Genomic DNA, 25936 nt, shown 5'->3' on the forward strand with positions numbered 1-25936 from the left:
TCCCGGACCGGCGAAGACCCTGAGGTGTGTGAGTACGCGTGTGCGGCCTGCTTGGACTGATCTGCGGCACCGAGACCGACGCGGCGAACGCCCGTGAGGCCGTGGGCACGGCGATGCGCTGCCAGCGCCACCGCGGCCCCGACGAGCAGGACACCTGGGCCGACGCCGAGGTCGTCTACGGCTTCAACCGGCTGGCGTTCATCGACGTCGACCACGCCCACCAGCCGCTGCACTGGGGTCCGCCGGAGGCGCCGGGCCGCTACACCATGAACTTCAACGGTGAGATCTACAACTACCGCGAGCTGCGCGACGAGCTCGCTGAAAAGTTCGGCGCGAAGTTCGAGACCGAGGGCGACGGCGAGGCCATCGTCGCGGCCTACCACTACCTCGGCGCCGACGCGGTGAAGAAGCTGCGCGGGATGTTCGCCTTCATGATCTGGGACTCGGCAGAGAAGGTCGTGTTCGGCGCGCGGGACCCGTTCGGCATCAAGCCGCTGTTCTACGCCGCCGGCCCCGGCGGGGTGGCGTTCTCCAGCGAGAAGAAGAGCCTGCTGGAGCTCACCGACACGCTCGGCGTGGCCCAGGAGCTGGACCGCAAGGCCCTGCAGCACTACCTCGTGCTGCAGTACGTGCCGGAGCCCGAGTCGCTGCACACGGCGGTGCGCCGCGTCGAGTCGGGCACGTCGTTCCGCGTGGTGCCGGGCGGGCAGGTCGAGTTCACCCGCTACTTCCACCCGCAGTTCGCGGCGAAGCCGGTGAACGGCGCCGCCGAGGCCGAAGAGCTGTACGAGCGCATCGCGAATGTGATGCGCGACTCGGTCGGCAAGCACATGATCTCCGACCCGGACGTGACCGTCGGCGCGTTCCTGTCCGGCGGCATCGACTCCACGGCCACGGCGACGCTGGCCAAGGAGCACAACCCGAACCTCATCGCGTTCACCACCGGGTTCGAGCGCGAGGGTTACTCCGAAGTGGACGTGGCCGCCGAGTCGGCCGCGGCGATCGGCGTGAAGCACGTGGTGCGCACGGTTTCGGCCGACGAGATGATGGAGGCGCTGCCGCTCATCGTCTGGTACCTCGACGACCCGGTGGCCGACCCGGCGCTGGTGCCCCTGTGGTTCATCGCGCGCGAGGCCCGCAAGCACGTGAAGGCCGTGCTGTCGGGCGAGGGCGCCGACGAGCTGTTCGGCGGCTACACGATCTACAACGAGCCGATTTCGCTGGCACCGTTCGAAAAGGTGCCCGGCGGTGTGCGCAAGCTCATCGGCAAGGTGTCCACGAAGATCCCGGAAGGCACGCGCGGCAAGGACTTGCTGCGCCGCGGCGCGCTGCCGCTGGAAGACCGCTACTACGGCAACGCCCGCAACTTCCGCGACGACCAGCTGCGCAACGTGCTGCGGACCTATCAGGACGGTGTGGGGTTCAAGGACGTCACCGCGCCCTGGTACGACGTCTCGCGCGGCTGGGACCCGGTGGCGCGCATGCAGCACGTGGACCTGTTCACCTGGCTGCGCGGCGACATCCTCGTGAAGGCCGACAAGGTCACCATGGCCAACTCGCTGGAGCTGCGCGTGCCGTTCCTCGACGCCGAGGTGTTCAAGGTCGCCGCTTCCATTCCCCTGGACCAAAAACTCGCGCACGGCACCACGAAGTACGCGCTGCGCCAGGCACTCGCGAAGATCATCCCCGCCCACGTGCTCAACCGCCGCAAGCTCGGCTTCCCCGTGCCGATCCGCCTGTGGCTGCGCAACGAGATGTACGACTGGGCCCGCGGCATCATCAACGACTCGAAGACCGACGAGCTGCTCGACAAGCCCGCCGTGCTGCGCCTGCTGGAGGAGCACAAGGCCGGCCAGCTCGACCGCAGCCGCCAGATCTGGGCGCTGCTGGTGTTCATGCTGTGGCACGGCATCTTCGTCGAGCACCGCATCAAGCCGGAGATCCCGGAGCCGGTCTACCCGGTGAAGCTCTGAGCCCGGTCACCCGGCAAGCCGGGTGGCGAAGCTCACTGTCCGCCTGACGTCGAAGAGGGCCGCCCCGCGTTCGGGGCGGCCGTCTTCGGTCTGGTCGGCAGTCGGACGGGTGGCTCTTTCCGCCGGGCCGAGGTCAGGCGGGCAGCACCGTGGCGATCTCGTCCGCCGCTTCCGGGCCGAACGCGTCGCCGAGGCGGGCCAGGGCGTCGGCGCGGTCGAAGGTCCACTCCTGCGTGCCGACGGTCTCCAGGACCAGCACCGCGATGAGCGAGCCGAGCTGCGCGGCGCGCTCCAGCTCGAGGCCGCCGTCGAGCGCGGCGAGGAAGCCGGCGCGGAAGCCGTCGCCGACACCCGTCGGGTCGGCCTTGCCGCGCTCGGGGACGGCGCCGATCTGCAGGGCGAGGTCGTCGCGGCCGACGATCTCCACGCCCTTCTCGCCCAGCGTGGTGATGCGCATGCCCACGCGCTCCAGCACGTCGGCCTCGGTCCAGCCCGACTTCTGGAGCAGCAGCTCCCACTCGTAGTCGTTGCTGAACAGGTACTTGGCGCCCGCGATGAAGTCGCGCACCTGGGCGCCGTCCATGCGGGCCAGCTGCTGCGACGGGTCGACGGCGAAGGTGTAGCCGCGCTGGCGGCACTCCTGCGCGTGGCGGACCATGCCCTCGGGGTCGTCCGGGCTGATCAGCACGAGGCTCAGCTCACCGGTGCGGTCGGCGATGGGCTTGAGCTCGATGTTGCGCGACTCGGCCATGGCGCCGGCGTAGAAGGTCGCGATCTGGCACAGGTCCTCGTCGGTGGTGCACACGAAGCGCGCGGTGTGCGCGACCTCGGACACGAGCACCCCGGACGTGTCCACGCCGTGGCGTTCCAGCCACGAAGCGTAGTCGGCCCAGTCGGAGCCGACGGCACCCACGAGCACGGGGTTCACGCCCAGCACGCCGAGGCCGAACGCGATGTTGGCGCCGATGCCGCCGCGCCGGACCACGAGGTCGTCGGCCAGGAAGCTCAGGGACACCCGGTGGAGCTGCTCCTTGACCAGCTGCTCGGCGAACCTGCCGGGGAAGTGCATCAGGTGATCGGTTGCGATGCTGCCGGACACGGCGATCCTGGCCTTGTCTGCCACCGGTTCTCCTCTGGGTGTCTCGTTCGTGCGGCTCTGGCGTGGTCACCCGCAGGTCATGACCCGTCCGGGTAGTTCCCGCGCCTCGGCCGACACTACCGGCTGGTACCGCTTTCCCAGTCGCTGAAGGATCAATAGCGTTACGGAAGTGAACACGGCCACTGAACCGGAAGACCTCGGCGAGCTGATCGCCGACTGCGCCCACATCCCGTCCGCGCTTCGCAGCGAGGGACTCACCACCGACCGGATGCCGCACCCGCGGGCCGCGCGGCCGTGGAAGGTCGACGACGCGTGCCACGCGCAGGTCGCCGACCTCGACGCCTACGTCTGAGACCCCGTTGCCCCCGCTCCGAGCACGAAGAAGGGCCCCGGCCGAATCGGCTGGGGCCCTTCTTCGTGTCTGTGCTTTCCGAGCGCGCGGGCTCAGTGGAAGCTGTCACCGCACGCGCACGAGCCGGTCGCGTTCGGGTTGTCGATCGTGAAGCCCTGCTTCTCGATCGAGTCGACGAAGTCGATCACGGCCTCGGACACGTACGGAGCGCTCATCCGGTCGACCGCCACGCGCAGACCGTCGAAGTCGCGGAAAAGGTCACCGTCGAGCTCGCGCTCGTCGAAGAACAGCTGGTAGCGCAGGCCCGCGCAGCCACCGGGCTGGACGGCGATGCGCAGGTGCATGTCGTCGCGGCCCTCCTGCTCGAGCAGGGCCTTCGCCTTGACCGCCGCGGCGTCGGTCAAGGTCACGCCGTGGGTCTCCTCGGCGGTCTCGGCCTGCGCCGCACCGGTCTGCTCAGCGGTCGTCATGGCACTCCCTCTAGGTCGAACTCACTGCGGGTACTTCTCGTCCGAAACAGTTCAACTCTCCGGGTACCCGATCTGTTCCCCCTCCATGGTTGCACATCGCACGACCTGCCGAACATCGTCGTGACGCCTGCAATACCCTGGTGAGGTGAGGTTCCTGCGCCGAAGCACCACCGAGACCCCCGCCGACGACGTCGACGGCGGGGTCGTCGAGTCCGAATCGACCACGGCCAAGGCGTATACGCCGGGCAAGGGCCGGGCGACGCCGAAGCGCCGGGAGGCCGAAGGCCGCAAGCGGGGCCCGGTCGCCCCGCCGCCCACCTCGATGCGCGAGGCGATGAAGCGCAACCGGCAGCTCCGCAAGGAGAACCCGGTCAGCAAGGAGGACCGCCGCGCGGCCGCCAAGGAGCGCCGCGAACGCATGATGTCGGGTGACGACAAATACCTGCCCGTGCGCGACCGCGGCCCGGTCAAGGCCTACGTGCGCGACCTCGTCGACTCCCGGCGCAACATCCTGGGCCTGTTCATGCCGCTCGCGATCCTCGTTTTCCTCGCACTGCTGATCCCGGTGCCCGCGGCGCAGCAGTACATCACCCTCATCTGCATGGCGATGCTGCTGGTCATGGCCATCGAGGGCGTCGTCAACGGCCGCAAGATCTCCCGCCTGGCCCGCGAGCGGTTCCCGAAGGAGCCCACCCGGGGCGTCGGCTGGTACGCCTTCGTGCGCGCGAGCCAGATCCGCAAACTGCGGGTCCCGAAGCCCCGCCTGCGCCCAGGCGACCCGATCCCCGGCTGAGCACTTTCGTGACGGCCGCCACACCTTCGCGGGTGGGGCGGCCGTTGTCGTTTCCGCTGCTCGCCCGTGACCCGGGCCGTGCGGTGCCCCGGAACGTCCGGGCGCGAAACCCTGCGCAGCGAGTCCTCGGTCCACTGCGTCACCTCGGCCGCGTCGAAGTGCAGTGACCGGCCGCGGGATCATCCCGTCCGCCCGGGAAATCCGGCGCCCACGACGGGCGCCGCCGAGCCAGTCACCTGCGCCGAGCACCTGATGGGCACCATCATCGCGCCCTGCCGGCCGGCGGCGGCCACCCGTGAGCACCACCACTGCCCGATCGAGGTGGTTCGTTAGCAACGCGAACAACCTCCGCCTAGGCTGAGCGGCATGGAGTTTCGACGACTCGGCCGCAGCGGCCTCAACATCAGTGAGATCTCCTACGGCAACTGGCTCACCCACGGGTCCCAGGTCGAAGAGGAGCAGGCCCAGGCCTGCATCAAGGCGGCGCTCGACGCCGGCATCACGACCTTCGACACGGCCGACGTGTACGCCAACACGGCGGCGGAGTCCGTCCTCGGGCGCGGCCTGAAGGGCCAGCGCCGGGAGAGCCTCGAGATCTTCACGAAGGTGTTCTGGCCCACCGGGCCCAAGGGCCAGAACGACAAGGGCCTCTCGCGCAAGCACATCATGGAGTCGGCCACCGCGTCCCTGCAGCGGCTCGGCACCGACTACCTCGACCTCTACCAGGCGCACCGCTTCGACCACAACACGCCGCTGGAAGAGACGATGGTCGCCTTCGCCGATCTCGTCCGCCAGGGCAAGGTGCTCTACATCGGTGTCTCGGAGTGGTCGGCCGACCAGATCACGCAGGGCGCGGCGCTCGCGCGTGAGCTGAAGGTGCCGTTCATCTCCAACCAGCCGCAGTACTCGATGCTGTGGCGCGTCATCGAGTCGCAGGTCGTGCCGGCGTCCGAGCGCGAGGGGCTGAGCCAGATCGTCTGGTCGCCGATCGCGCAGGGCGTACTCACCGGCAAGTACAAGGCGGGCCAGCCCCTGCCGGAGGGTTCGCGCGCGACCGACCAGAACGGCGGCGCGAACATGGTCAAGCGTTTCCTCAACGACGAGACGCTGACCGCGGTCGCCAAGCTGGAGCCGCTGGCCGCGCAGGCCGGGCTGAGCATGGCGCAGCTGGCCGTGGCGTGGGTCCTGCAGAACCCGAACGTCGCCTCGGCGATCATCGGCGCCTCCCGCCCGGAGCAGGTGCACGAGAACGTCAAGGCCGCCGGCGTGAAGCTCGATGCGGACCTGCTGACGGCGATCGACGAGGCCCTCGAGTCCGTCGTCGAGCGCGACGCGTCGCTGACCCGCAGCCCCTCGCTGTGATCTCCGCCGCTGGGCGGGCCCCGCGTCCGCTCAGCGGGAGAGCAACCGTTCGGCCACCGCGAGGTCGTGCGGGTAGGTGATCTTCAGGTTCTCCGCGCCGCCGGGCACCCAGTGCACCGGCAGCGCGGAGAACCGCTCCATGCACGAAGCCGTATCCGTCCCCAGGAAGCCCTCGGTCTCGGCCTGCTCGTAGGCCGCCAGCAGCGGCTCGGCGCGGAAGCCCTGCGGCGTCTGCACGCGGATCGCGCCCGGCAGCGGCGCGGCGACCGAACCGTCGGCGGCCATCGAGACCACGTCGTCGGCGGCCAGTCCCGGCACGGCGCCACCGGACTCGCGGGTCCGGGCGAGAACTTCGCCGATCAACGCCGGAGTCGCGAGCGGGCGGGCGGCGTCGTGGATGAGGACGGCGTCGATAGCGCCCGACCCGATGCGCGGGGCGAGGTGGCGCAGGGCGTTCAGCTCGGATTCCTGCCGGGTCGCACCCCCCGTGACGACCTCGACCTTGCCCGGGTGCGCGGCCAGCACCTCGTCGGCCAGCTCGGCGTCCTGCTCGCGGATCACGAGCACCAGCACACCGACCTCGGGCACCGCGGCGAACGCGGCCAGCGACCACGCGACGACCCGGCGGCCCGCCATCGGCAGGTACACCTTGTTGAGCGCCGCGCCGACCCTCGTGCCGGCGCCGCTGGCCAGCACGACCCCTGCCGCTGTCGTCTCCACGGTAGGCGACCCTACTGGGCCGCGTTCACCGGGGTGTAGCTGAGGATCACCATCCCGTTGCCGAACACTTCGCTGCCGTTGAACGTGAAGCTCGCCTTCGCGGTGTCGCGGTAAAGCAGCTCGTCGGGCTTGGCCGCACCGGAGATCACGGGTTGCAGCCACACGCGCAGCTCGTCGAGCAGGCCGTTGGCCAGCAGCAGCCGGGTGACGTCGCCGAAGCCGTATTGCAGGATGTCGCGGTCGGTGCGCTCCTTGACCTCGCGCACCGCGGCCGCCGCGTCGCCACCGGCACCGCCGAGCACGTGGCTGTTCGTCCACTGGGGATCGGTCAGCGACGAGGAGACGACGTACTTGTCGATCGAGTTCATCCGGTCGGCGAACAGGTCGGTGCCGGCCCGTTGCGGCCAGGCGGCGGAAAACCCGTCGTAGGTCCTGCGGCCCATGATGAGGGCGTCGCTGCGGTCGAGCTGAGCCTTCGCGGCGGCGGTGGCCTCTTCGCTGAAGTAGTCCCAGTGCCAGGCGGCCATGTTGGTGATGTCGCCGTCGAGCGTCATGAACGTGGCGTTGACGATCCTGCCCATCGGGTGCTCCCCTGCGTCCGGTTCCGCCCCCGCTGGGCGCCTCTCGAAGACGCGTCGAACGGTAGCCCCACGGTTCGACACGGTCGCGGAAGTTTTCTCTCGAGCGGCCGGTAGGTTGACCCGTGAGGACTCCCGCGAGAGAAAGGCCTGGCGTGGACGCGGACACCAGCATCGAGTTCGGCGAGATCGAACCACCCAGCGACCAGGCCCGGTCGGCGGCGATCGCCCTGCACGGCAAGCTCGTGAAGCCCGCGGGCTCCCTGGGGCGGCTCGAGGAGCTCGGCGTGTGGATCGCGTCGTGCCAGGGCCAGGCGCCGCCGCGGCCGTTCACGCGGCCCCGGGTCGTGGTGTTCGCCGGCGACCACGGCATCGCGAAGAAGGGCGTGTCCGCGTATCCGCCGGAGGTGACGTCGCAGCTCGTCGGCACGATGCTGACCGGCGGCGCGGCCATCAACGTGCTCGCCGCCGCGGCCGGCGCCAGCGTGCGCGTGGTCGACATGGCCGTGGACACCGAAGAGTCGGCCATGCGTTCCATCGGCGAGTACAAGGTCCGCCGCGGCTCCGGCTCGATCGACGTCGAGGACGCCCTCACCGACGCCGAGGTGCGCGCCGCCGTGCTGGCCGGCGTGAAGGTCGCCGACGCCGAGGTGGACGGCGGCGCCGACCTCCTCATCGCGGGCGACCTGGGCATCGGCAACAGCACCCCGGCGTCCGTGCTGGTCGCCGCGCTCACCGGCACCGAGCCCGTGGCCGTGGTCGGGCGCGGTTCGGGCATCGACGACAACGCGTGGATGCGCAAGGCCACCGCCGTGCGCGACGCGCTGCGCCGGGCCCGCGTGGTCCTCGCCGACCCGCTGGCCCTGCTGCGCACCTCCGGCGGCGCCGACATCGCCGCCATGGCGGGTTTCCTGGCCCAGGCGGCCGTGCGCCGCACGCCCGTGGTCCTCGACGGTCTCGTCGTCTGCGCGGCGGCGATGGTCGCTGAGGAGCTCGCGCCGGGTGCCCGCCGCTGGTGGATGTCCGGCCAGCTCACCGGCGAGCCCGCCCACGCTCTCGCGCTGGAGCACCTCGACCTCGGCGGGCTGCTCGACCTCGACGTCCGTCTCGGCGAGGGCACCGGCGCCGTCACCGCGCTGCCGCTGCTGATGATGGCCGCGCGGGTGCTCGCGGAGATGACCACGCACGAGCAGTCCGGCGTGTCCGGCCCGCTCACGCCGGTGCCGGCTTCCTGATCATGAACCGGCGGCCGGCCGGCCGAGCTGTCAGTGGTCGGCTGCCGGCCGCCGCCGCAGGACCGGGACGATGCGCGTGAGCGCGATGCCCGCGGCCAGCAGGGCGAACCCGGCCAGCACGAGCCACAGCACGCTGACGCCGGTGTAGGCCAGGCCGCCGGTCACTCCGGCCGCGCTCGCGGCGCCGATCTTCTGGTACATGGCGGTTTCCTTCTCTCCGGATCGACAGTTTCGGGGTCACCAGCTCTGGCGGGTTCGCAAGAGGGCGTCGGTGTAGGCCTTGGCGTGGCAGGCCTGCCGGAAGTAGTCGAGGACCAGCTCGTACATCGACGCGGCCAGCAGCATCCGGCGCCAGCCGCGGTACCGGACGGTCACCACCCGCTCCACCACGAAGATCCCCGAGACGGCGAGCCACAGCGGCTGCAGGTGCAGTGCGCCCTGACACAGCCCGATCACGATCGTCGCCAGGTAGACCAGGGACACGAGCACGCCGGCCATGGTCAGCAGCTGCCGGCCCCAGTACCGCCAGGTGACGCGGGTGAGTCCGTATTGGACACAGTTCTCGACCGCGCCGCGCTTCCAGCGCAGGCGCTGCAGCCACAGCGCGCGCCAGCTCGTCATGACCTCGGTCTCGAGCGTGCAGGCGGCGGGCGAGATCACGCGGTGGCCCAGGTGCAGCAGGGCGAAGGTGAGCTCGTTGTCCTCGGTCAGCACAGTGGTGTCGTAGACCCCGCCGGCGCCGTCGCCCGCCGGGAGCGTGCCGGCGAGGCGTGCGGCGGAGACCTCGCGCAGCGTGCCGACGCGGAACATCGCGGCGGTGCCGGTCAGCACCAGGCACTTGCCACGCAGGCGGTGCACGTCGCGGGCGTAACGCGCGTATTCGTTGCGCTGCAGGTGGCCGACGAACCCGCCGCCGGGCCCACCGCGGAACACCCCGCCGACACCGCCGTAGTCCCGGCCGAGGTGGCCGAGCGCGACGCGCACGAACTGCGGGTCCAAAGTGGAATCCGCGTCCTGCACGAGGACCACGTCGTCCTCGTCGAGGCGCGGCAGCAGCCACGCCAGGGCCTGGTTCAGCGCGCCGGCCTTCTTGTGGTGGTTGCCGACCGACGCCCGCACCCGCGCCCCCGCGGCGAGCGCGATCGCGGCGGTGCCGTCGGTGCAGTTGTCGGTGACGACCAGGATCTCGTCCACGGGCCGCTCCTGCGCACGCAGAGCGGTGATCGTCGCGGCGATCCGGGCTTCCTCGTCGTGCGCCGGGATCAGCGCCACGACGCGCGCGCTGCCGGATCGGTGCCGGCCCGGGCGCGGTTCGGCCAGGGTGAGAGCGGGCATGCGGGCGGTCCTCCGGTGCGCGGCCGCGGTGCGGCGGGTTCGCGCGGGCTCCGACCGGCCGACACGCTTGGCAGATACGTCGCCGGCGAACACGGAACGCTACGTGAAACTTCAACATCCCACCCGTGTGGGTGAAAACCCACCGTAAATCCGGCCTCGTCAGCCCGTTGACCTCACTGTTCAGGGTTCAGGCCGAGCGAGCGCCACCACCGACCGATGGAAACTCTCCGTGATCGAGCGAATCGAAAAGGGCCGCCCGGGACGAACCCGGGCGGCCCTTCTCGTGTCCACAGTGGATCAGTTCAGCGGACGCATCCAGCCGTCGGGGAAGGCCAGGTCGCCTTCCTGCATGCCGACCAGTTCCTCCCGCAGCTTCATGGTGATCGGACCCGGCTGCCCGTCGCCGATCGAGAACTCGCCGCCGGCGTGCTTCACGTGCCCGACGGGCGTGATCACGGCCGCGGTGCCGCACGCGAAGACCTCCGTCAGCTCGCCGGAGGCGGCGGCCTTCTCCCACTCATCGGTGGAGATCCGGCGCTCCTCGACGCGGTGTCCCGCGGTCTCGGCCAGCTGAAGCAACGACTTGCGGGTGATGCCCGGCAGCAGCGAGCCGGACAGCTCCGGCGTGACCACGCGGGCGTCGGAACCGGAGCCGAAGACGAAGAACAGGTTCATCCCGCCCATCTCCTCGACCCAGCGGCGCTCCACCGCGTCGAGCCACACCACCTGGTCGCAGCCCTGCTCCACGGCCTGCGCCTGCGCCACGAACGACGCCGCGTAGTTGCCCGCGCACTTCGCGGCGCCGGTGCCACCGGGGGCCGCCCGCACGTACTCCGTGGACAGCCACACGCTGACCGGCTTCACGCCACCGGCGAAGTACGAGCCGGCGGGTGACGCGATGAGCGTGTAGAGGTACTCGGTGGCCGGCTTGTTCACACCGAGACCGGTCGAGGTGGAGATCATGAACGGCCGCAGGTACAGGGAGTCGCCCTTGCGGGTGGGCACCCAGCGCTCGTCCACCGCGATGAGCTCGCGCAGCGACTCGAGGAAGATCTCAGTCGGCAGCTGCGGCATCGCCAGCCGCTCGGCCGAGGCCTGGAAGCGCTCGGCGTTGGCGTCGGGCCGGAACGCGGCCACCGTGCCGTCGGCCTGGCGGTAGACCTTGAGTCCTTCGAAGATCGCCTGTCCGTAGTGCAGCACCGACGTGGCCGGGTCGAGGGAGAACGGTTCGTACGGCCCGACCTTGGCGTCGTGCCAGCCGAGCTCCTCGCTCCAGCGCACCGTGACCATGTGGTCGGTGAAGTACAGACCGAACCCGGGCTTGTCGAGTACCTCGGCGACGCGCTCGGGAGTCGCGAGGTTCGGGTGCGGGACTCGGGAGAAGTGCGTCGCTGTCGTCATGGCCCAACTTTAGCGCTTGGTCGGATGCGCGTTAGTCGGAAGACCGCCTGTTTCACACGCCGCGTACCCGCGTGGCCGGTGCGTGAGCGCCGAAGTCCCCTACGATGGCCTGGTGAGCTTCCCAGCGACCTCCCAGCCGCGCCGGCCCGCCCAGCCGGGCGCCGGCCTCGACGTGAAGATCTTCGCGACCGCTGTGCTGCTGACGTTCGGCGTCGGGCTGCTGGGCATGGTGGGCTGGGCACTGCTGGGCAGCGGCTTCGGCGCTGTCCTCGGCCTCGCCGCGGGCGGTTTCGGCGTCTACTGGTGGCGCAGCCTGCACGGCCAGGTGTTCGCGCAGAACCTGCCGACCCGGTCGGTGATCATCCTGCTCGTGGTGAACGTCGTGCTCGCCGGAGCGCTGCTGCTCCTCGCGACCTGAGCCGCGGACCTCAGCGCAGCGCGGCGGGCAGTTCCGGCGCGGGCCACGACGGGTCCGGCCGGAAGTCCGTGTGCGTGCCGTCGAACGGGAACGCGCCGGCGTCGGCCAGCGCCCCGATCCGCTCGCCCTCCGCGCGCAGCCGGTCGAGCTGCTCGGCGGTGAGCCGGCCGACGGCGAGCGCTTCCTCGGCTTCGTCCTCGTCGTCCCAGCGCCAGCCGGTGCCCGGTGTCACCACGACGTCGAGCACGCCGTCGACGCGGTCCGGACCGCTCGCGGTGCGCCCGAGCGGGATCTCCAGGTTCACGTACCAGTCGCGGAACGTGCCGTCCGGCTCGAAGAACCACCACACCGAAGACCACTGGCCCTCGGGGATCATCCGCAGCGTCGAGGTGCCGCGCCACGTGTCGGGCGCCGGCACACGCGGCACGCGGAAGCGCTCTTCCAGCGGGGCTTCGCGCATCGTGCGGCCGTCCTCGAGCCGGCTGCCGACGATCGGCGTACCCAGCGGGAGCCAGCCGAAGAGCACCTGCCCGTCGTCGGAAACCACGCGCAGCGGGTGGTGCTGGCCGATGCTGCCGTCGGGCCGCAGGAACCGCTCGACGACGGTTTCCCCCGGCTCCCAAAGGTGATCACTCTCGGGCATGGGCGTCACGGTAGCGGCGGGCGCGCAGCACCAGTTCCAGCACGGTGCCGAGCCCGGCCACGACCAGCACGGCGTACGGCGTCGCGAACAGCGCGGCGGCGAGCGTGACCACGGCCCCCGCGGCGGCGACCCAGCCCGGGTCCGGCGCGTACCGCTCGCGCGCGTCGGTGTACGTGGTGAGCGCGGCGGGGACCGTCGCGAGCACGGCGACCACGGTGAGCAGCGGCTGCAGCTGGCCCGCGTCGGCGGCGTAGAGGAGGTCGCGGATCGACGTGGCCGAGAGCCCGAGCCGGTCCGGCCCGAGCTGCACGAGCGCGACGATGGTGACCAGCACCGCGAGCCCGCCGAGCGTCAGCGCGCGCAGGGTGCCGCGGTCCGAGGCGACCGGCAGCAGGAACGGCAGCGTGACCACCGCCGCCACGATGACCCCGGCGACGTCCGGCGCGGCGATCGGCGAGGTCGTCGACACCGGGGCCACCACGGCGCACAGCACGATCAGCACCACCGCGGCGGCGATCAGCACGATCGTGAGCCAGCGGACCAGTGCGGCGGGCAGCCGCAGGCCGGCGAAATCGGCCACGGCGACCACGAGCACGAGCCCGGCCGCCGCGTACGCGGGTTGCGCCGGAACGACGTACGCGCCGAAGACGATCGCCAGCACGGCCACCAGCGCCAGCCGCGTGATCCCGCCGGTCCAGCGCTCGGCCTGCGTGTCGCCGAGGGCGGGGAGCCGGGCCGTGACACCGGCGGCGATCGCCGCGAGAACGACGCCCGCCAGCACCCAGTAGCCGGCCCCGGCGGCGCCCACCGCCAGCACCACGAGGAGCCCGCCCCCGAGTCGCACGATGGTCCCCTCCCGACGTCCGGCCGCGCTTGTCATTAGCATGGCTCACGATCCGTCCGGGCACGTCGCCCGGTACCACCGCGACAGCGCGAGGAGCCAGAAGTGACCGTGCCGAAGCTTGCCCTCACCGAGAACACCGAGGCGGCGCTCGCCAAAACGCGCGCCGACGTGGTCGTGATCGGCACTCTCCAGGGCGAGGACGGCCCGGTGCTCGCCGCGGGCGCCGCGGTCGCCGACGCCGCGTTCGACGGCAAGCTCGCCGAGGTGCTCGCCACGCTCGGCGCCACCGGCAAGGCCGAGCAGGTCGTGAAGCTGCCGACGCTGGGCAAGCTCGCCGCCGGCGTCGTGCTGGCCGTGGGCCTGGGCAAGGCGGCCGACGGTGCCGTGACGGCCGAGCAGGTCCGCCGCGCCGCCGGTGCCGCCGCGCGGGCGCTGGCCGGCACCGAACGCGCGTTCGTCACGCTCTCGGCGCTCGACCTGCAGGCTGCGGTGGAGGGCACCGCGCTCGGCGCGTACACCTTCACCGAGTACCGCTCCTCGAAGGGCGACGCCCCGCTGGCCAAGGCCGACTTCGTCAACCCGGAGGACGGCACCGCGCGCGAGCACAGGGCGACGCTGAAGGCCGCCACCGCCATCGCGGAGTCGGTGATCATCACCCGCGACCTGATCAACACCCCGCCCAACGACCTGTTCCCGGCCTCGTTCGCCGATCGCGCGAAGAAGCTCGCCGAGGACAACGGCCTCGACTTCGAGGTGCTCGACGAGAAGCAGCTCAAGCGCAAGGGCTTCGGCGGCATCCTGGGTGTCGGCGGCGGTTCCGCACGTCCGCCGCGCCTGCTGCGCGTGGGCTGGAAGCCGGCCAAGGCGAGCAAGCGCGTGGCGCTGGTCGGCAAGGGCATCACGTTCGACTCGGGCGGCATCTCGATCAAGCCCGCCGCGGGCATGGACCACATGACCTCGGACATGTCGGGTGCCGCCGCGGTGCTGGCGTCGGTCGTGCTGGCCGCGAAGCTGAAGTACCCGCTCGAGGTCACCGCGCACATCCCGCTGGCGGAGAACCTGCCCTCGGGCAGCTCCTACCGCCCGGGCGACGTGCTGACCATGTACGGCGGCAAGACCGTCGAGGTCCTCAACACCGACGCCGAGGGCCGCCTGGTCCTGGCCGACGCGATGGTGCGCGCCGCCGAGGAGAACCCCGACTACCTCATCGAGACCGCCACCCTCACCGGCGCGCAGGTCGTGGCGCTCGGCAACCGCACCGCCGGCGTGATGGGCTCCGACGAGTTCCGCGACCGCGTCGCGGGCATCATGCAGGCCACCGGCGAGGGCGGCTGGGCCATGCCGCTGCCCGAGGAGCTGCGCGCCGACCTCGACTCCCGCCTGGCCGACCTGGCCAACGTCACGGGCCACCGCTGGGGCGGCATGCTCGCCGCCGGCCTGTTCCTCAAGGAGTTCGTCGCCGAGGGCCTGCCGTGGGCCCACATCGACGTCGCGGGCCCCGCCTTCAACACCGGCGGCCCCTGGGGCTACACCGGCAAGGGCGGCACGGGCGTCCCCGTCCGCACCATCGCCGCCGTCCTGGCCGACATCGCCGACCGCGGCTGAGGAGTTCTGCTCGGTTTCCGAAGGCCCCTGCCGTTCGTTCGGCAGGGGCCTTCGGCGTTCGGGCTCGGCGAGCGCGGCCCGGGCCACCGAGCAATGGCATCGGTTCTCGGCGACGCACTCCCGACCAGGCAGGAGCCAGGCCACCCCGACGGCGCCCGGGCGGAGGGCTCCACTCGATTTCCGAAGGTCCCGGTCGCGCATTTCGGCGGGAGCCTCCTTTTGTGGCACCCTCGCGCCATGGACGCCGATGCCTACCTCGAAGCCGCGGTCCGGGACGTGCTCACCGGGGACGAGGCGGCGCTCGACCGGTGCGTCGGGCACGCCGCGCTGGTGCTCGCCACGGCAGGCGCGGGGACGGCCGCGGATCGGCTCGTGGCGCACTGGCGCGCGGTGACGGAGCGACCCGCGGCGCAGCTCGCCGGCGACGCCGTGCGGGCGCGCGCGTGGGCGATGCTGTTCGAGGCGCGCGACTTCCGTCCACAGTGGGCGGACGAGCTCGTCCCGCTCGATCTCGACGCGGAAGAGCTGGCGCACCAAGCATTTCTGACGCGGAAAGTGTCCGATCTGGACGGAGTGCTCGACGGCTCACCGATCGCCGAGGTCGTGTCGGCGCTGGCGCCCGGGCGGCCCGATCGCGTCCGCGCCGCGCTCGCCGAAGGTGACCTCGAGCAGTGGGCGGAGCTCACCGAAAACCACCCGGCCCCGGACGTCGCCACCTTGGCCGCGACGCGGGCGCTGGCCCCGCGGCTGGTCGCCGGCGCCGATCCGCTGGGGCTCGGCCCGGACTGGCCCGACCAGTGCGCAGGCGCGTTGATCGCCGCGTTGCGCGAGCGCTACCCCACGTCTCCGGGCAGCTGGCCCGAACTCGTCGCCGCGATCATGCTCGAACGCGACCAGACTGCGCCGCCACCCGCCTCCGAGGGAGACATCACAGACGCCGAACGCCGGCTCGGCACGACTCTGCCCGCCGACTACCGCGAGTTCCTCAGAACCGCGAACGGCCTCCCCGACGACGTCACCTTCCCACGCCTGCTGCCCGCGCAGGAGCTCCGCGCCGACAGCGGTGTGGTCATCGTCTCCGACCCCGCGTTCGTGCTGCTGACCCCGACCGGCCACGCCGTGGAGGTCGACCTCGCGTTCGGCAGCACCGCGCACCCGTCGTTCCGCGCACTGCTGGAGCACCACCTCGGCCTGCTGGAGGCGAGCGCCTAGCCGGAAGAACCCCTAGACCTGCCCGCGTTTCTTCCGCTCCGTGTACTCCCGCATGCGCTTGGGGTAACCGACCCGCGACACCTCGTACACGGGAATCGACCGCTTCTCGCCGAAGTGCAGCGCCGCCTGGAGGCTGCCGATGCGCCGGCGGGTCCATTCACCGTCGTGAGCGATGAGAACCACAGTGGCTTCCGTCACGGTGGTGCGGGGCTCGACATACGCCTCGACGCCGCGCCGCGATGCGGCCCATTCCTCCAGGTGACGAGTGTCTTCGGAGGTGGCCTTGCGCATCGTTCCCGGACGTCTGCCGCCTCGGCCTCGCCGACGCAGCGAGTCGAAGATCCCCACTCCGACCACCTCTCTTCCTGCAGGAGTACGAACTCCATTATTCCCACGATCAGGTGTGGTCGGTGTCGCACGGCCGGGTTGGTCGGCCGGATCGGCGTAGTGACAAGATGGCTGGTGTCGCGCGCGCGGTTATACCGGGGCTGCGCGACGACCGAGCTTCACCCCTACACCGCTGCCGAGGAGTTATTGAAGTGAGCGACACCTCCGCCGACCTTGTGATCCTGGGAGGCGGATCGGGCGGCTACGCCGCGGCTTTCCGCGCGGCCGAGCTGGGCCTTTCCGTCACGCTGATCGAGAAGGACAAGCTGGGCGGGACCTGCCTGCACCGCGGGTGCATCCCGACCAAGGCCCTGCTGCACGCAGCCGAAGTCGCCGACGAGACTCGCGAGGCCGATTCGGTCGGGGTCAAGGCCGTGTTCGAGGGCATCGACATCGCCGGGGTCAACAAGTACAAGGACGGGATCATCTCCCGCCTGTACAAGGGCCTGCAGGGCCTGGCCAAGGCGCACAAGGTGAACCTCGTCGAGGGCACCGGCACGTTCGTCGGCGGCACGACCGTCGAGGTCGACGGCACGCGCTACACCGGCAAGAACGTCATCCTCGCCACCGGTTCGTACTCGCGCACCCTGCCCGGCCTGGAGCTCGGCGGCCGGATCATCGCCAGCGAGCAGGCGCTCGCGCTCGACTGGGTGCCGAAGAAGGTCGTGGTGCTCGGCGGCGGCGTGATCGGCGTGGAGTTCGCGAGCGTCTGGGCCTCCTTCGGCGTCGACGTCACCGTGGTCGAGGCCCTGCCGCGCCTGGTGCCCGCCGAGGACGAGTTCGCGTCCAAGCAGCTGGAGCGCGCGTTCCGCCGCCGCAAGATCGCCTTCAAGACGGGCGTGCGGTTCACCGGCGCGAAGCAGGACGACAACGGCGTGAGCGTGTCGCTGGAGTCCGGCGAGACCATCGACGCCGACCTGCTGCTGGTCGCCGTCGGCCGCGGCCCGAACTCCGCGGGCCACGGCTACGAGGAGGCCGGCGTCAAGATCGACCGCGGCTTCGTCCTCACCGACGACCGCCTGCGCACGAACCTGCCGAACGTCTACGCCGTCGGCGACATCGTGCCGGGCCTGCAGCTGGCCCACCGCGGTTTCCAGCAGGGCATCTTCGTCGCCGAGGAGATCGCCGGGCTCGCCCCGCGCGTGATCGACGAGAAGGGCATCCCGCGCGTCACGTACTCGCACCCCGAGGTCGCCTCGGTCGGGCTCACCGAGTCGCAGGCCAAGGAGAAGTACGGCAACGACGTCACCACCTACACCTACGACCTCGGCGGCAACGGCAAGAGCCAGATCCTCAAGACCTCCGGTGGCGTGAAGCTGGTCAAGGCGCCCGACGGCCCCGTCGTCGGCGTGCACATGGTGGGCGACCGCGTCGGCGAGCTGATCGGCGAAGCGCAGCTGGTCTACAACTGGGAGGCGTTCCCGGAGGACGTCGCCCCCCTCATCCACGCGCACCCCACCCAGACCGAGGCCCTCGGTGAAGCGTTCCTCGCCCTCGCGGGCAAGCCGCTGCACGTGCACAGCTGACGTCTCACCAGCACAATCCAAACCTACGTCTTACAGATCAAGGGAGTCAGCGAACGATGGCCTACTCCGTCACGTTGCCGGAGCTCGGTGAGAGCGTCACTGAAGGCACCGTCACCCGGTGGTTGAAGCAGGAAGGCGACACCGTCGCGGTCGACGAGCCGTTGCTCGAGATCTCCACCGACAAGGTCGACACCGAGGTCCCGTCCCCCGTGGCCGGCACGCTCGTGAAGATCAGCGCCGGTGAGGACGAGACCGTCGAGGTCGGCGGCGAGCTCGCGGTGATCGACGACGGCACCGGCGGCGTCCCCGCCGCTGCCGAGCCGGCCGCGCCCGCGCAGGAAGCCGCTCCGGAGCCGCAGGCGGCGCCCAAGCCCGAGCCGGCGCCCGCCGCGCAGGCTCCGCAGGCCGAAGCCCCGTCGCGTCCGGACACCGCGCCGGCGTCGGGCGGCCAGGGCACCGAGGTGAAGCTGCCCGAGCTGGGCGAGAGCGTCACCGAGGGCACCGTGACCCGCTGGCTGAAGCAGGTCGGCGACTCGGTCGAGGTCGACGAGCCGCTGCTCGAGATCTCCACGGACAAGGTCGACACCGAGGTGCCGTCGCCGGTCGCCGGCACGGTACTCGAGATCCGCGCCGGTGAGGACGAGACCGTCGAGGTCGGCGGGGTTCTCGCGGTGATCGGTGACGCGGGTGCGGCTCCGGCCGCCGCCCCGGCGCCGTCCGCTCCGGCCCCGGCGGCTCAGGCCGCTCCGGCTGCCCCGGCCCCGGTTCAGGAGAGCAAGCCGGCGCCTGCCGCTCCCGCTCCGGCTCCGGCCGCTGCTCCGGCTCCGGCCGCTGCCCCGGCCGCCAAGGCCGAGGACAACGGTTCGGCCGACGGCCCGTACGTCACGCCGCTGGTGCGCAAGCTCGCGTCCGAGCACGACATCGACCTGTCGACGCTGACCGGCAGCGGTGTCGGCGGCCGCATCCGCAAGCAGGACGTGCTCGCGGCGGCCGAGGCCAAGCAGAAGGCGGCCGCCCCGGCGCCCGCGGCTGCCGCCCCGGCTCCGGCCGCGCAGGCTCCGGCTCCGGCCGCGGCCGCCCCGTCGGCTCCGGCCGCCGTTTCGCCGGACATCGCCGCCCTGCGCGGCACGGTGCAGAAGGCCAGCCGGATCCGGCAGATCACGGCCACCAAGACCCGCGAGTCGCTGCAGGTTTCCGCGCAGCTCACGCAGGTGCACGAGGTGGACGTGACGAAGATCGCCAAGCTGCGCCAGCGCGCGAAGGCGGCCTTCCGCGAGCGCGAGGGCGTGAACCTCACGTTCCTGCCGTTCTTCGCGAAGGCCACCGTCGAGGCGCTCAAGCAGCACCCGAACGTCAACGCGTCCTACAACGAGGACACGAAGGAGATCACCTACCACGGCGCCGTGCACCTGGGCATCGCGGTGGACACCGAGCGCGGCCTGCTCTCGGTCGTGATCCACGACGCGGGTGAGCTGAGCCTGGCCGGTCTCGCGCACCGCATCGCCGACCTGGCGGCGCGGGCCCGGGCCAACCAGATCAAGCCGGACGAGCTGACCGGCGGCACCTTCACCATCACGAACATCGGCAGCAACGGCGCCCTGTTCGACACGCCGATCATCGTGCAGCCGCAGTCCGGCATGCTCGGTACCGGCGCCGTCGTGAAGCGCCCGGTCGTCGTCTCCGATGCCGAGGGCAACGACACGATCGCCGTCCGCTCGATGGTGTTCCTGCCGCTGACCTACGACCACCGCCTGGTCGACGGCGCCGACGCCGGCCGCTTCCTCACGACGATCAAGCAGCGCCTGGAAGAGGGCAAGTTCGAGGACGAGCTCGGCCTCTGACGCGGTAACCGGTCTGTCGAAGGCCCCGCACTCCTCGACGGGGTGCGGGGCCTTCGCCGTTTCCAGTGTCCGATGTAGACGATCGGTCGCGGTCCCCCGTGACGGAACCGGGGTCCGACCTGGGACACCGGAGGTGCCGCGGTCACCGCCGTCCGGTCCATTCCGGACGGTCCCGCGCGCGGTCGCCGGCCACGGGCCGGGGGTGCGCAACACGCTCGGATAGGACACGATCTGAGGCATGCGGGTACTCATCGCGGGGTCCGGCGGGCTCATCGGCACGGCACTGGCGGCGCGGCTGCGCTCGGCCGGCCACGACGTACGCCGCCTCGTGCGGCGCACCGCGCAGGCGGCCGACGAACACGGCTGGGACCCGCCGTCGGCGCGGATCGACGAGGGCGCGTTCGACGGTGTCGACGCCCTCGTGAACCTCTGCGGCGCGCCCCTGCTGCCGGGGCGCTGGAGCGCGATGCGCAAGCAGGTGCTGCTCGACAGCCGCGTCGAGCCCACGGAGGTGCTCGCCGAAGCCGTGGCCGAACACGGCGTGAAGGTGCTCGTGAACGCCTCCGCCGTCGGCTTCTACGGCAACACGGGTTCCCACGTGGTCGACGAATCCGCCGGCGCGGGCACGGGGTTCCTGGCCGAGCTGTGCACGGCGTGGGAAGGCGCGACCGCGGCCGCGAAAACCGCCGGCGCCCGCGTGGTGCTCGTCCGCACCGGCCTCGTGCTCGCGCGCAAGGGCGGCCTGCTCGACGTGCTGCGGCCGCTGTTCGGCTTCGCCCTCGGCGGCCGCCTCGGCGACGGCCGCCAGTTCATGCCGTGGATCTCGCTCGACGACGAGGTCGGTGCCCTCGTCCACGCGCTGGAGCACGAGACGCTCACCGGCCCGGTCAACCTCGCCGGCCCCGCGCCCGTCACCAACGCCGAGTTCACCAAAGCCCTCGGCCACGTGCTGCACCGGCCCGCGCCGTGGTGGGTTCCCGGCGTCGCGCTGAAGCTCGCGCTCGGGCAGGCCGGCGAGGAAATGGCGTTGTACGGCCAGCGGGCCGTCCCGCGGCGGCTGGAGCACACGGGGTACGAGTTCCGCCACCGCACCCTGGAGAGCGCGCTGGCCGCCGCGACATGACCGTGCCGCGCGTGCGCTGGGTCGTGACGGGCGTGGTGCTGTTCGCCGCGTTCCTCGCGCTGGGCCTGCTCGTCGACCGGCAGCCCCTGCAGCTCGACACGGAGGTCGCGAACGCGTTGCGCGGCCAGGACACCCAGCCGGCCGGGCTGGTCGCGGGTGTCGTCACCAACGTTCTCGGGCCCGTGCTGCCCTGGGTTCTCGGAGTGGCGCTGCTGGCGCTGGTTCTGCGGGACCGCGCGAACCTGTCGTTGTGCGTGCGGCTGGCCGTGGTGCTGGTGCTGTGCCGGCTGACGAGCCTGGCGTTCAAACCCGTGTTCCTGCGCCAGCGTCCGCGCGAATACCCGGATCTGAGCTACCCCAGCGGCCACGTCGTCGCGGTGGCCTCGACCGGCCTGGTCGTGGTGCTGGTGTGCGGCTGGCTCGCGCCGCGGTTCGTCCGCTGGGCGGTGGGGCTCGCGGTGGCCGCGACCGTCCTGGCGGCGGCCTGCCGGATCGTGCTCGGTGTGCATTGGGTCACGGACACTGTCGGCGCCGCGCTCGCGGTGCTGGGCATGGGCCTGGTGTCGGCGACAGCACTGCGGCTCGTGCCCTTTCGCGGGCCCGACGGGCGTAGCCTCGACGAGTGAGTTCTTCGACCGATTCCTGCCGTGCCGCCACCGAACCCGTCGTAGTCCGGGAGCTCGGCACGATCGACTACACCGAGGCCTGGGACCTGCAGCGGGAGATCCTCACCGCGCGCGCCGACGAGACCGGGCCGGACACCCTGCTGCTGCTGGAGCACCCGTCGGTCTACACCGCGGGCAAGCGCACGGAGCTCGAGGACCGGCCGGCCGACGGCACGCCGGTGATCGACGTGGACCGCGGCGGCAAGATCACGTGGCACGGGCCCGGGCAGCTCGTCGGTTACCCGATCCTGCAGCTCGCCGATCCGATCGACGTCATGCACTACGTGCGCCGCCTCGAGGAGGCGCTGATCGTGGTGTGCGAGCAGCTCGGCGTGCGCACCGGCCGCGTCGAGGGCCGCAGCGGTGTGTGGATCCCGGCCGACGACCGCGGCATCGAGCGCAAGATCGCCGCCATCGGCATCCGCGTGCAGCGCGGGGTGACCATGCACGGCTTCGAGCTGAACTGCAACGCCGACCTCGGCGCGTTCGACTCGATCGTGCCGTGCGGCATCCGCGACGCCGGCGTCACCTCACTGTCCTACGAGCTGGAGCGCGACGTCACCGTGGCCGAGGTGCTGCCCATGGCGCGCGACGCCGTGCTGGCCGCGCTCGAGGGCGAGCTGGTCGTGCGTGACGACCGCTGGCTGCCGCGCCCGGAAGCGCCTTCGGCGCCGGGCGTCACCTTCGCCCTGCAGAACTGAGAACTCACCGACGGCGGCGCTCGCCTGAACGAACGCCGCCATCGGCGAGTGGTTCACAGCTGCGGTGCCACGTCCGAGGCGATGAACTCGAGGTGGTCCAGGTCCTGCAGGTCGAGCACCTGCAGGTAGAGCCGGGTGATGCCCGTCTTCTCACGCCACTGCCCGATGCGGTCGACGACCTCCGCGGCCGTGCCGGCCAGGCCGGCCTCGCGCAGCTCACCCAGGTCGCGGCCGATGGCCGCGGCCCGGCGCGTCACCTCGGCGTCGTCGCGGCCGATCGCGACGGTGAGCGCCACCGAACGCAGGATCTCCTTCGGGTCGCGGCCCACGGCCTCGGCCGCGGCGGCGACGCGCTCGAACTGCGCCAGCGCGGCTTCCGGGCTCGCGAACGGCAGGTTGAACTCGTCGGCGAAGCGCGCGGCGAGCTCTGGCGTGCGCTTCTTGCCGCCGCCGCCGATGATCACGGGCGGCGCGGGCGACTGCGCCGGCTTCGGCAGTGCGGGCGAGCCGGCGACGGTGTAGTGCTCACCGGAGAACGAGAACGTCTCGCCCACCGGCGTCTTCCACAGGCCGGTGATGATCTCCAGCTGCTCCGCGTAGCGGTCGAAGCGCTCCTTCAGCGGCGGCAGCGTGAGGGCGTAGGCGGTGTGCTCGGCGTCGAACCAGCCCGCGCCGAGGCCGAACTCCACGCGCCCGCCCGACATCTGGTCGACCTGCGCCACGGAGATCGCGAGCGGGCCGGGGTGGCGGAACGTCGCCGCGGTGACGAGCGTGCCGAGCCGGATCCGCTGGGTCTCGCGAGCGAGCCCGGCCAGGGTGATCCACGCGTCGGTGGGCCCGGGCAGGCCGTCGCCGTCGCCCATCTTCAGGTAGTGGTCGCTGCGGAAGAACGCGTCGAAACCGGCGGCCTCGGTCGCCTTGGCGACGCGCAGGAGGTCGTCGTACGTGGCGCCCTGCTGGGGCTCCGTGAAGATCCTCAAGTCCATGGCGCCAGCCTAGCTCTGCCGATCGTTGCCAATCCGGCCGCAGTCACGGCCGAATGGCTTCGCAGCAACGGTTACGTGCCGCGCGGGGGTCGCCTGCTTTGGGCCGGATTGGCAACCACGGCGCCGCTCAGCTCGCGGCCGGTCGCTCCCCCGCCTCGCCGGGCTGACGCAGGCGCAGCAGCATCCGCACGATCACGTCCTCGATCTGCTCACCGACCTTCTTCGGGTCGGCCGCGCTCGCGATCTCCGTGGCCGCGCTGGACAGCGCGCCGAACAGGAGCCGGGCCGTGATGTCGACCGGCACGGGCTCGACCTCGCCGGCGTCCACGAGCGACTGCAGGCCCGCGCGCACGAGCCCGAAGCTGCACTGTTCCTCGGCCTCGCGCCAGCGTTCCCAGCCCATCACCACCGGCGCCTCGTGGATCGCGATGCGCTGGTAGGCCGGGTCGAGGCAGCTCTTGATGAACGCGTTGAGCGCGCCCATCGCCCGTTCCCACGGCGTGCCGGGGCCCGTCATGATCTTCTCCAGCCGGTCGTAGACCAGGCTTTCCACGGAGTCGAACGCGGCTTCGAACAGGGCCTGCTTGCCGCTGAAGTGGTGGTACAGCGCGCCCTTCGTCACACGGGCACGTTTGGCCACCTCGTCGAGCGAGGTACCCGCGTAACCGCGTTTCGTGAACAGCTCGACGGCGCTGTCGACCAGGGCGGATCGTGTGGACTCCGAGTAGTCGAGTCGTCTGGACCTCATTGTCGGCACCCTCACAACCTTACGCCGGACGGCGATCTCCATACCCATGGTATGTTCACTGCGTCAGGTCCGTACCGGGAGTATGCCGCAAACCCGCGGTACGACCCGGGTCACGGAAGGGGAGCCCACACCATGAGCTGGACCGACTTCTACCGACGCCGGGAGATCCTCGAAGCGGCCGTGCGTCACGCGCAGCGCACCCCCGGTGAGCCGCTCGCACTCGCCGAGATCCCCGGCGCCGCCGACGTTTTCGGCAGTGAAGAGAACCTACTGCTGGCGCTGCAGTACAAGTGGACGCAGGTGCTCGGGGGGCACCTGCGCGCCGAGCTGGCCGACCCGGAGGACGCCGCGGCCGACGGCGTCGGCGACCAGGTCGACACCGTTTCCCGCGCGTGGCGGCGCGCGCAGTCCGAGCACGAGGCGCTGCGCGCGGTGCTCGACGGCGCGCTGACGCGCCACCCGTCGCTGGTGCGCCTGCACGAGGGCGAACTGCGGATGCTGGCGCTCACGGCGGGACTGGCCGCGCCCGGTGAGTCCACCGAGGAGATCACCCGCGTCGGCTACGCCTTCGATTCGCTGGTGCGCGCCGGCAGCGAACGCTCGGCGCGGCGGCGCAGCCCCATGGGGCACCTGATGCGCCTGCTCGCACCCAGTGCGTGACCGCGTAGTTACAGGCGTGTAGTTAGGTGAACCCCATGAACCCACGCTGGACCGAGGCCGAGCTGGCCGACCAGACCGGCCGGACCGTCCTGATCACCGGCGCCAACTCGGGCCTCGGTCTGCGCACGGCGGAAGTCCTCGCCGGCCACGGTGCGCGCGTGCTGCTCGCGTGCCGCTCGGCCGAGCGCGGTGCCGCCGCCCTCGAACGCGTCCGCGCCGTGGCCGCCGGTGCCGCGCCCGAGCTCGTGCCGCTGGATCTGGCCGATCTCGCGTCGGTGCGCAAGGCGGCGACGTCGGTGCGCGAGCTGACCGGTGACGCGCTCGACGTGCTCGTGAACAACGCCGGCGTCATGGGCACGCCCAAGGGCCGGACGGCCGACGGCTTCGAGCTGCAGTTCGGCACCAACTACCTCGGGCCGGCCGCGCTCACGTGGCTGCTCATGCCCGCGCTGCGCGGCGGCACGGCGGCGCGCGTGGTCACGCTCTCGAGCATGGCGGCCACCGGCGCGCGCATCCGGCTGGCGGACCCGAACTTCGAGCACGGCCGGTTCAACACGGCCGCCGCCTACGGGCAGTCGAAGCTCGCCGACCAGATGTTCGGGCTGGAGCTCGACCGGCGGCTCCGCGCGGCCGGCTCCCCGGTGATCAGCGTGCTCGCCCACCCCGGCTACACCGAGACCGGTTTGCAGACAGGGATGGCGAAGTCCTACCCCAACCCCGTCGTGCGCACCCTGATGCTCGGCACGATGCACCTCGGCAACCTGGTGCTGGCGCAGGACCTCGCGCACGGCGCGCTGCCGCAGCTCTACGCGGCCACGCAGCCCGACGTCGAGGGCGGCGACTACTACGGCCCGGACCGCCTGTTCGGCTCCCGCGGGCACCCCACGAAGGTGCGCCCGCTCGCCGCCGCCAGCGACCTCGCGACGGCGACCGCATTGTGGGACTTGACGGCCCGCTTGACGAACGTCACGCCCGACCCGCAGTAGGCGATTCGCCCGGTACTCCGGGCGTAGTGTGGTGGGCGTGACTGCTGCGCCTGAAGGGCGGAAGTTGCTGCGGCTGGAGGTCCGCAACAGCGAGACGCCGATTGAGAAGAAGCCGTCGTGGATCAGGACGAAGGTGCGGATGGGGCCGGAGTTCACCGAGCTGAAGGGCTTGGTGCGGCGGGAGGGTCTGCACACTGTCTGCGAGGAAGCGGGTTGTCCCAATATCTATGAGTGCTGGGAAGATCGCGAGGCGACGTTCCTGATCGGCGGGGA

At 71.5% G+C, this 25936-nt stretch carries 27 protein-coding genes and 1 pseudogene; 16 read left to right on the forward strand and 12 right to left on the reverse strand.

Annotated features, from left to right (window positions below):
- Positions 1-38 precede the first annotated feature (38 nt).
- Positions 39-1973 (forward strand): asparagine synthase (glutamine-hydrolyzing), encoded by a 1935-nt coding sequence (gene asnB, locus AB0K15_RS29820; RefSeq protein ID WP_364057575.1) that lies wholly within the window; start codon positions 39-41, stop codon positions 1971-1973.
- A 133-nt stretch (positions 1974-2106) separates the two neighbouring features.
- Here asnB and AB0K15_RS29825 read toward each other — a convergent pair whose 3' ends face one another.
- Positions 2107-3096: a carbohydrate kinase family protein gene (locus AB0K15_RS29825; protein WP_364057578.1), complete on the reverse strand. Its 990-nt coding sequence runs from the start codon at positions 3094-3096 to the stop codon at positions 2107-2109.
- A gap of 145 nt (positions 3097-3241) precedes the next feature.
- On the opposite strand from AB0K15_RS29825, the gene AB0K15_RS29830 reads away from it, so the two are divergent.
- Complete coding sequence (locus AB0K15_RS29830) at positions 3242-3424, forward strand: hypothetical protein (protein ID WP_360606819.1); 183 nt, start codon at positions 3242-3244, stop codon at positions 3422-3424.
- A 92-nt stretch (positions 3425-3516) separates the two neighbouring features.
- On the opposite strand, the gene AB0K15_RS29835 is transcribed toward AB0K15_RS29830, so the two are convergent.
- Positions 3517-3894, reverse strand: coding sequence for an iron-sulfur cluster assembly accessory protein (locus tag AB0K15_RS29835; RefSeq protein WP_220237940.1), 378 nt, complete (start codon positions 3892-3894; stop codon positions 3517-3519).
- A 145-nt stretch (positions 3895-4039) separates the two neighbouring features.
- On the opposite strand from AB0K15_RS29835, the gene AB0K15_RS29840 reads away from it, so the two are divergent.
- The gene (locus AB0K15_RS29840) at positions 4040-4687 is read left to right on the forward strand and encodes a DUF3043 domain-containing protein (RefSeq protein ID WP_360606815.1); all 648 of its coding nucleotides are present in this window, start codon (positions 4040-4042) and stop codon (positions 4685-4687) included.
- A gap of 366 nt (positions 4688-5053) precedes the next feature.
- Complete coding sequence (locus AB0K15_RS29845) at positions 5054-6049, forward strand: aldo/keto reductase family protein (protein WP_364057583.1); 996 nt, start codon at positions 5054-5056, stop codon at positions 6047-6049.
- 30 nt (positions 6050-6079) lie between these two features.
- Here the strand turns inward: AB0K15_RS29845 and AB0K15_RS29850 are convergent, their stop codons facing one another.
- The gene (locus tag AB0K15_RS29850) at positions 6080-6769 is read right to left on the reverse strand and encodes an IspD/TarI family cytidylyltransferase (RefSeq protein ID WP_364057586.1); all 690 of its coding nucleotides are present in this window, start codon (positions 6767-6769) and stop codon (positions 6080-6082) included.
- 11 nt (positions 6770-6780) lie between these two features.
- Positions 6781-7350, reverse strand: a complete 570-nt coding sequence (locus tag AB0K15_RS29855; RefSeq protein WP_364057589.1) for a dihydrofolate reductase family protein — start codon at positions 7348-7350, stop codon at positions 6781-6783.
- Between the two features lie 152 nt (positions 7351-7502).
- On the opposite strand from AB0K15_RS29855, the gene cobT reads away from it, so the two are divergent.
- Positions 7503-8582, forward strand: coding sequence for a nicotinate-nucleotide--dimethylbenzimidazole phosphoribosyltransferase (gene cobT, locus AB0K15_RS29860; RefSeq protein WP_364057592.1), 1080 nt, complete (start codon positions 7503-7505; stop codon positions 8580-8582).
- Positions 8583-8612: 30 nt separating this feature from the next.
- Here the strand turns inward: cobT and AB0K15_RS29865 are convergent, their stop codons facing one another.
- From AB0K15_RS29865 to AB0K15_RS29875, 3 genes are all read right to left on the reverse strand, one after another.
- Positions 8613-8783 (reverse strand): hypothetical protein, encoded by a 171-nt coding sequence (locus AB0K15_RS29865; protein ID WP_364057595.1) that lies wholly within the window; start codon positions 8781-8783, stop codon positions 8613-8615.
- Between the two features lie 36 nt (positions 8784-8819).
- Positions 8820-9917, reverse strand: coding sequence for a glycosyltransferase family 2 protein (locus AB0K15_RS29870; RefSeq protein WP_364057598.1), 1098 nt, complete (start codon positions 9915-9917; stop codon positions 8820-8822).
- Positions 9918-10214: 297 nt separating this feature from the next.
- Positions 10215-11318 carry a branched-chain amino acid aminotransferase gene (locus AB0K15_RS29875; protein ID WP_364057601.1) on the reverse strand — a complete coding sequence of 368 codons (1104 nt, stop codon included), beginning with the start codon at positions 11316-11318 and terminating at the stop codon, positions 10215-10217.
- A gap of 112 nt (positions 11319-11430) precedes the next feature.
- Between AB0K15_RS29875 and AB0K15_RS29880 the strand changes: the two genes are divergently transcribed.
- Positions 11431-11736 (forward strand): hypothetical protein, encoded by a 306-nt coding sequence (locus AB0K15_RS29880; protein ID WP_364057604.1) that lies wholly within the window; start codon positions 11431-11433, stop codon positions 11734-11736.
- A gap of 10 nt (positions 11737-11746) precedes the next feature.
- Here the strand turns inward: AB0K15_RS29880 and AB0K15_RS29885 are convergent, their stop codons facing one another.
- Together AB0K15_RS29885 and AB0K15_RS29890 are read right to left on the reverse strand one after the other, a co-directional pair.
- Positions 11747-12379, reverse strand: a complete 633-nt coding sequence (locus tag AB0K15_RS29885) for a DUF402 domain-containing protein (RefSeq protein WP_364057606.1) — start codon at positions 12377-12379, stop codon at positions 11747-11749.
- The gene (locus AB0K15_RS29890; RefSeq protein ID WP_364057608.1) at positions 12366-13223 is read right to left on the reverse strand and encodes a sulfatase; all 858 of its coding nucleotides are present in this window, start codon (positions 13221-13223) and stop codon (positions 12366-12368) included. The genes AB0K15_RS29885 and AB0K15_RS29890 overlap by 14 nt, the downstream gene beginning before the upstream one ends.
- A 102-nt stretch (positions 13224-13325) precedes the next feature.
- Here AB0K15_RS29890 and AB0K15_RS29895 point away from each other — a divergent pair, with 102 nt between their 5' ends.
- Entirely contained in the window at positions 13326-14828 is a 1503-nt protein-coding gene (locus tag AB0K15_RS29895; RefSeq protein WP_364057610.1) for a leucyl aminopeptidase, read from the forward strand.
- Between the two features lie 237 nt (positions 14829-15065).
- Positions 15066-16040 (forward strand): SMI1/KNR4 family protein, encoded by a 975-nt coding sequence (locus AB0K15_RS29900; protein ID WP_364057612.1) that lies wholly within the window; start codon positions 15066-15068, stop codon positions 16038-16040.
- Between the two features lie 12 nt (positions 16041-16052).
- On the opposite strand, the gene AB0K15_RS29905 is transcribed toward AB0K15_RS29900, so the two are convergent.
- On the reverse strand, positions 16053-16397 hold the full coding sequence (locus AB0K15_RS29905) for an oxidoreductase (protein WP_220237928.1): 345 nt from the start codon (positions 16395-16397) through the stop codon (positions 16053-16055).
- Between the two features lie 182 nt (positions 16398-16579).
- Here AB0K15_RS29905 and lpdA point away from each other — a divergent pair, with 182 nt between their 5' ends.
- The 5 genes from lpdA to lipB all read left to right on the forward strand — a co-directional run bounded on the left by lpdA (position 16580) and on the right by lipB (position 22283).
- Positions 16580-17953, forward strand: a complete 1374-nt coding sequence (gene lpdA, locus AB0K15_RS29910; protein ID WP_364057614.1) for a dihydrolipoyl dehydrogenase — start codon at positions 16580-16582, stop codon at positions 17951-17953.
- A 56-nt stretch (positions 17954-18009) separates the two neighbouring features.
- Positions 18010-19794, forward strand: coding sequence for a 2-oxoglutarate dehydrogenase, E2 component, dihydrolipoamide succinyltransferase (gene sucB / locus AB0K15_RS29915; RefSeq protein WP_364057616.1), 1785 nt, complete (start codon positions 18010-18012; stop codon positions 19792-19794).
- 238 nt (positions 19795-20032) lie between these two features.
- Complete coding sequence (locus AB0K15_RS29920; RefSeq protein WP_364057618.1) at positions 20033-20917, forward strand: TIGR01777 family oxidoreductase; 885 nt, start codon at positions 20033-20035, stop codon at positions 20915-20917.
- Positions 20914-21543, forward strand: coding sequence for a phosphatase PAP2 family protein (locus tag AB0K15_RS29925; RefSeq protein WP_364057620.1), 630 nt, complete (start codon positions 20914-20916; stop codon positions 21541-21543). The genes AB0K15_RS29920 and AB0K15_RS29925 overlap by 4 nt, the downstream gene beginning before the upstream one ends.
- Positions 21540-22283 (forward strand): lipoyl(octanoyl) transferase LipB, encoded by a 744-nt coding sequence (gene lipB / locus AB0K15_RS29930; RefSeq protein WP_364057622.1) that lies wholly within the window; start codon positions 21540-21542, stop codon positions 22281-22283. Before AB0K15_RS29925 ends, lipB begins: the two co-directional genes overlap by 4 nt.
- Before the next feature lie 53 nt (positions 22284-22336).
- Here lipB and AB0K15_RS29935 read toward each other — a convergent pair whose 3' ends face one another.
- Together AB0K15_RS29935 and AB0K15_RS29940 are read right to left on the reverse strand one after the other, a co-directional pair.
- On the reverse strand, positions 22337-23269 hold the full coding sequence (locus AB0K15_RS29935; RefSeq protein ID WP_364057624.1) for an LLM class F420-dependent oxidoreductase: 933 nt from the start codon (positions 23267-23269) through the stop codon (positions 22337-22339).
- A gap of 127 nt (positions 23270-23396) precedes the next feature.
- Positions 23397-24017 carry a TetR/AcrR family transcriptional regulator gene (locus tag AB0K15_RS29940; RefSeq protein WP_364057626.1) on the reverse strand — a complete coding sequence of 207 codons (621 nt, stop codon included), beginning with the start codon at positions 24015-24017 and terminating at the stop codon, positions 23397-23399.
- 132 nt (positions 24018-24149) lie between these two features.
- Here AB0K15_RS29940 and AB0K15_RS29945 point away from each other — a divergent pair, with 132 nt between their 5' ends.
- From AB0K15_RS29945 to AB0K15_RS29955, 3 genes and pseudogenes are all read left to right on the forward strand, one after another.
- On the forward strand, positions 24150-24677 hold the full coding sequence (locus AB0K15_RS29945; RefSeq protein ID WP_364057628.1) for a hypothetical protein: 528 nt from the start codon (positions 24150-24152) through the stop codon (positions 24675-24677).
- Between the two features lie 35 nt (positions 24678-24712).
- Positions 24713-25663 carry an oxidoreductase gene (locus AB0K15_RS29950; protein WP_364057630.1) on the forward strand — a complete coding sequence of 317 codons (951 nt, stop codon included), beginning with the start codon at positions 24713-24715 and terminating at the stop codon, positions 25661-25663.
- A gap of 37 nt (positions 25664-25700) precedes the next feature.
- Positions 25701-25936 (forward strand): annotated as a pseudogene (locus tag AB0K15_RS29955) (lipoyl synthase); the annotation flags it as partial.

It is taken from the genome of Amycolatopsis sp. NPDC049253, assembly GCF_040678995.1.
Classification (GTDB): Bacteria; Actinomycetota; Actinomycetes; order Mycobacteriales; family Pseudonocardiaceae; genus Amycolatopsis.

Coding starts and splice junctions, on each gene's coding strand:
- AB0K15_RS29835 (WP_220237940.1), bottom strand. CDS start 3,894: ATGACGACCGCTGAGCAGACCGGTGCGGCGCAGGCCGAGACCGCCGAG.
- AB0K15_RS29845 (WP_364057583.1), top strand. CDS start 5,054: ATGGAGTTTCGACGACTCGGCCGCAGCGGCCTCAACATCAGTGAGATC.
- AB0K15_RS29855 (WP_364057589.1), bottom strand. CDS start 7,350: ATGGGCAGGATCGTCAACGCCACGTTCATGACGCTCGACGGCGACATC.
- AB0K15_RS29865 (WP_364057595.1), bottom strand. CDS start 8,783: ATGTACCAGAAGATCGGCGCCGCGAGCGCGGCCGGAGTGACCGGCGGC.
- AB0K15_RS29870 (WP_364057598.1), bottom strand. CDS start 9,917: ATGCCCGCTCTCACCCTGGCCGAACCGCGCCCGGGCCGGCACCGATCC.
- AB0K15_RS29875 (WP_364057601.1), bottom strand. CDS start 11,318: ATGACGACAGCGACGCACTTCTCCCGAGTCCCGCACCCGAACCTCGCG.
- AB0K15_RS29885 (WP_364057606.1), bottom strand. CDS start 12,379: ATGCCCGAGAGTGATCACCTTTGGGAGCCGGGGGAAACCGTCGTCGAG.
- AB0K15_RS29900 (WP_364057612.1), top strand. CDS start 15,066: ATGGACGCCGATGCCTACCTCGAAGCCGCGGTCCGGGACGTGCTCACC.
- sucB (WP_364057616.1), top strand. CDS start 18,010: ATGGCCTACTCCGTCACGTTGCCGGAGCTCGGTGAGAGCGTCACTGAA.
- AB0K15_RS29920 (WP_364057618.1), top strand. CDS start 20,033: ATGCGGGTACTCATCGCGGGGTCCGGCGGGCTCATCGGCACGGCACTG.
- AB0K15_RS29925 (WP_364057620.1), top strand. CDS start 20,914: ATGACCGTGCCGCGCGTGCGCTGGGTCGTGACGGGCGTGGTGCTGTTC.
- AB0K15_RS29935 (WP_364057624.1), bottom strand. CDS start 23,269: ATGGACTTGAGGATCTTCACGGAGCCCCAGCAGGGCGCCACGTACGAC.
- AB0K15_RS29940 (WP_364057626.1), bottom strand. CDS start 24,017: ATGAGGTCCAGACGACTCGACTACTCGGAGTCCACACGATCCGCCCTG.
- AB0K15_RS29945 (WP_364057628.1), top strand. CDS start 24,150: ATGAGCTGGACCGACTTCTACCGACGCCGGGAGATCCTCGAAGCGGCC.
- AB0K15_RS29950 (WP_364057630.1), top strand. CDS start 24,713: ATGAACCCACGCTGGACCGAGGCCGAGCTGGCCGACCAGACCGGCCGG.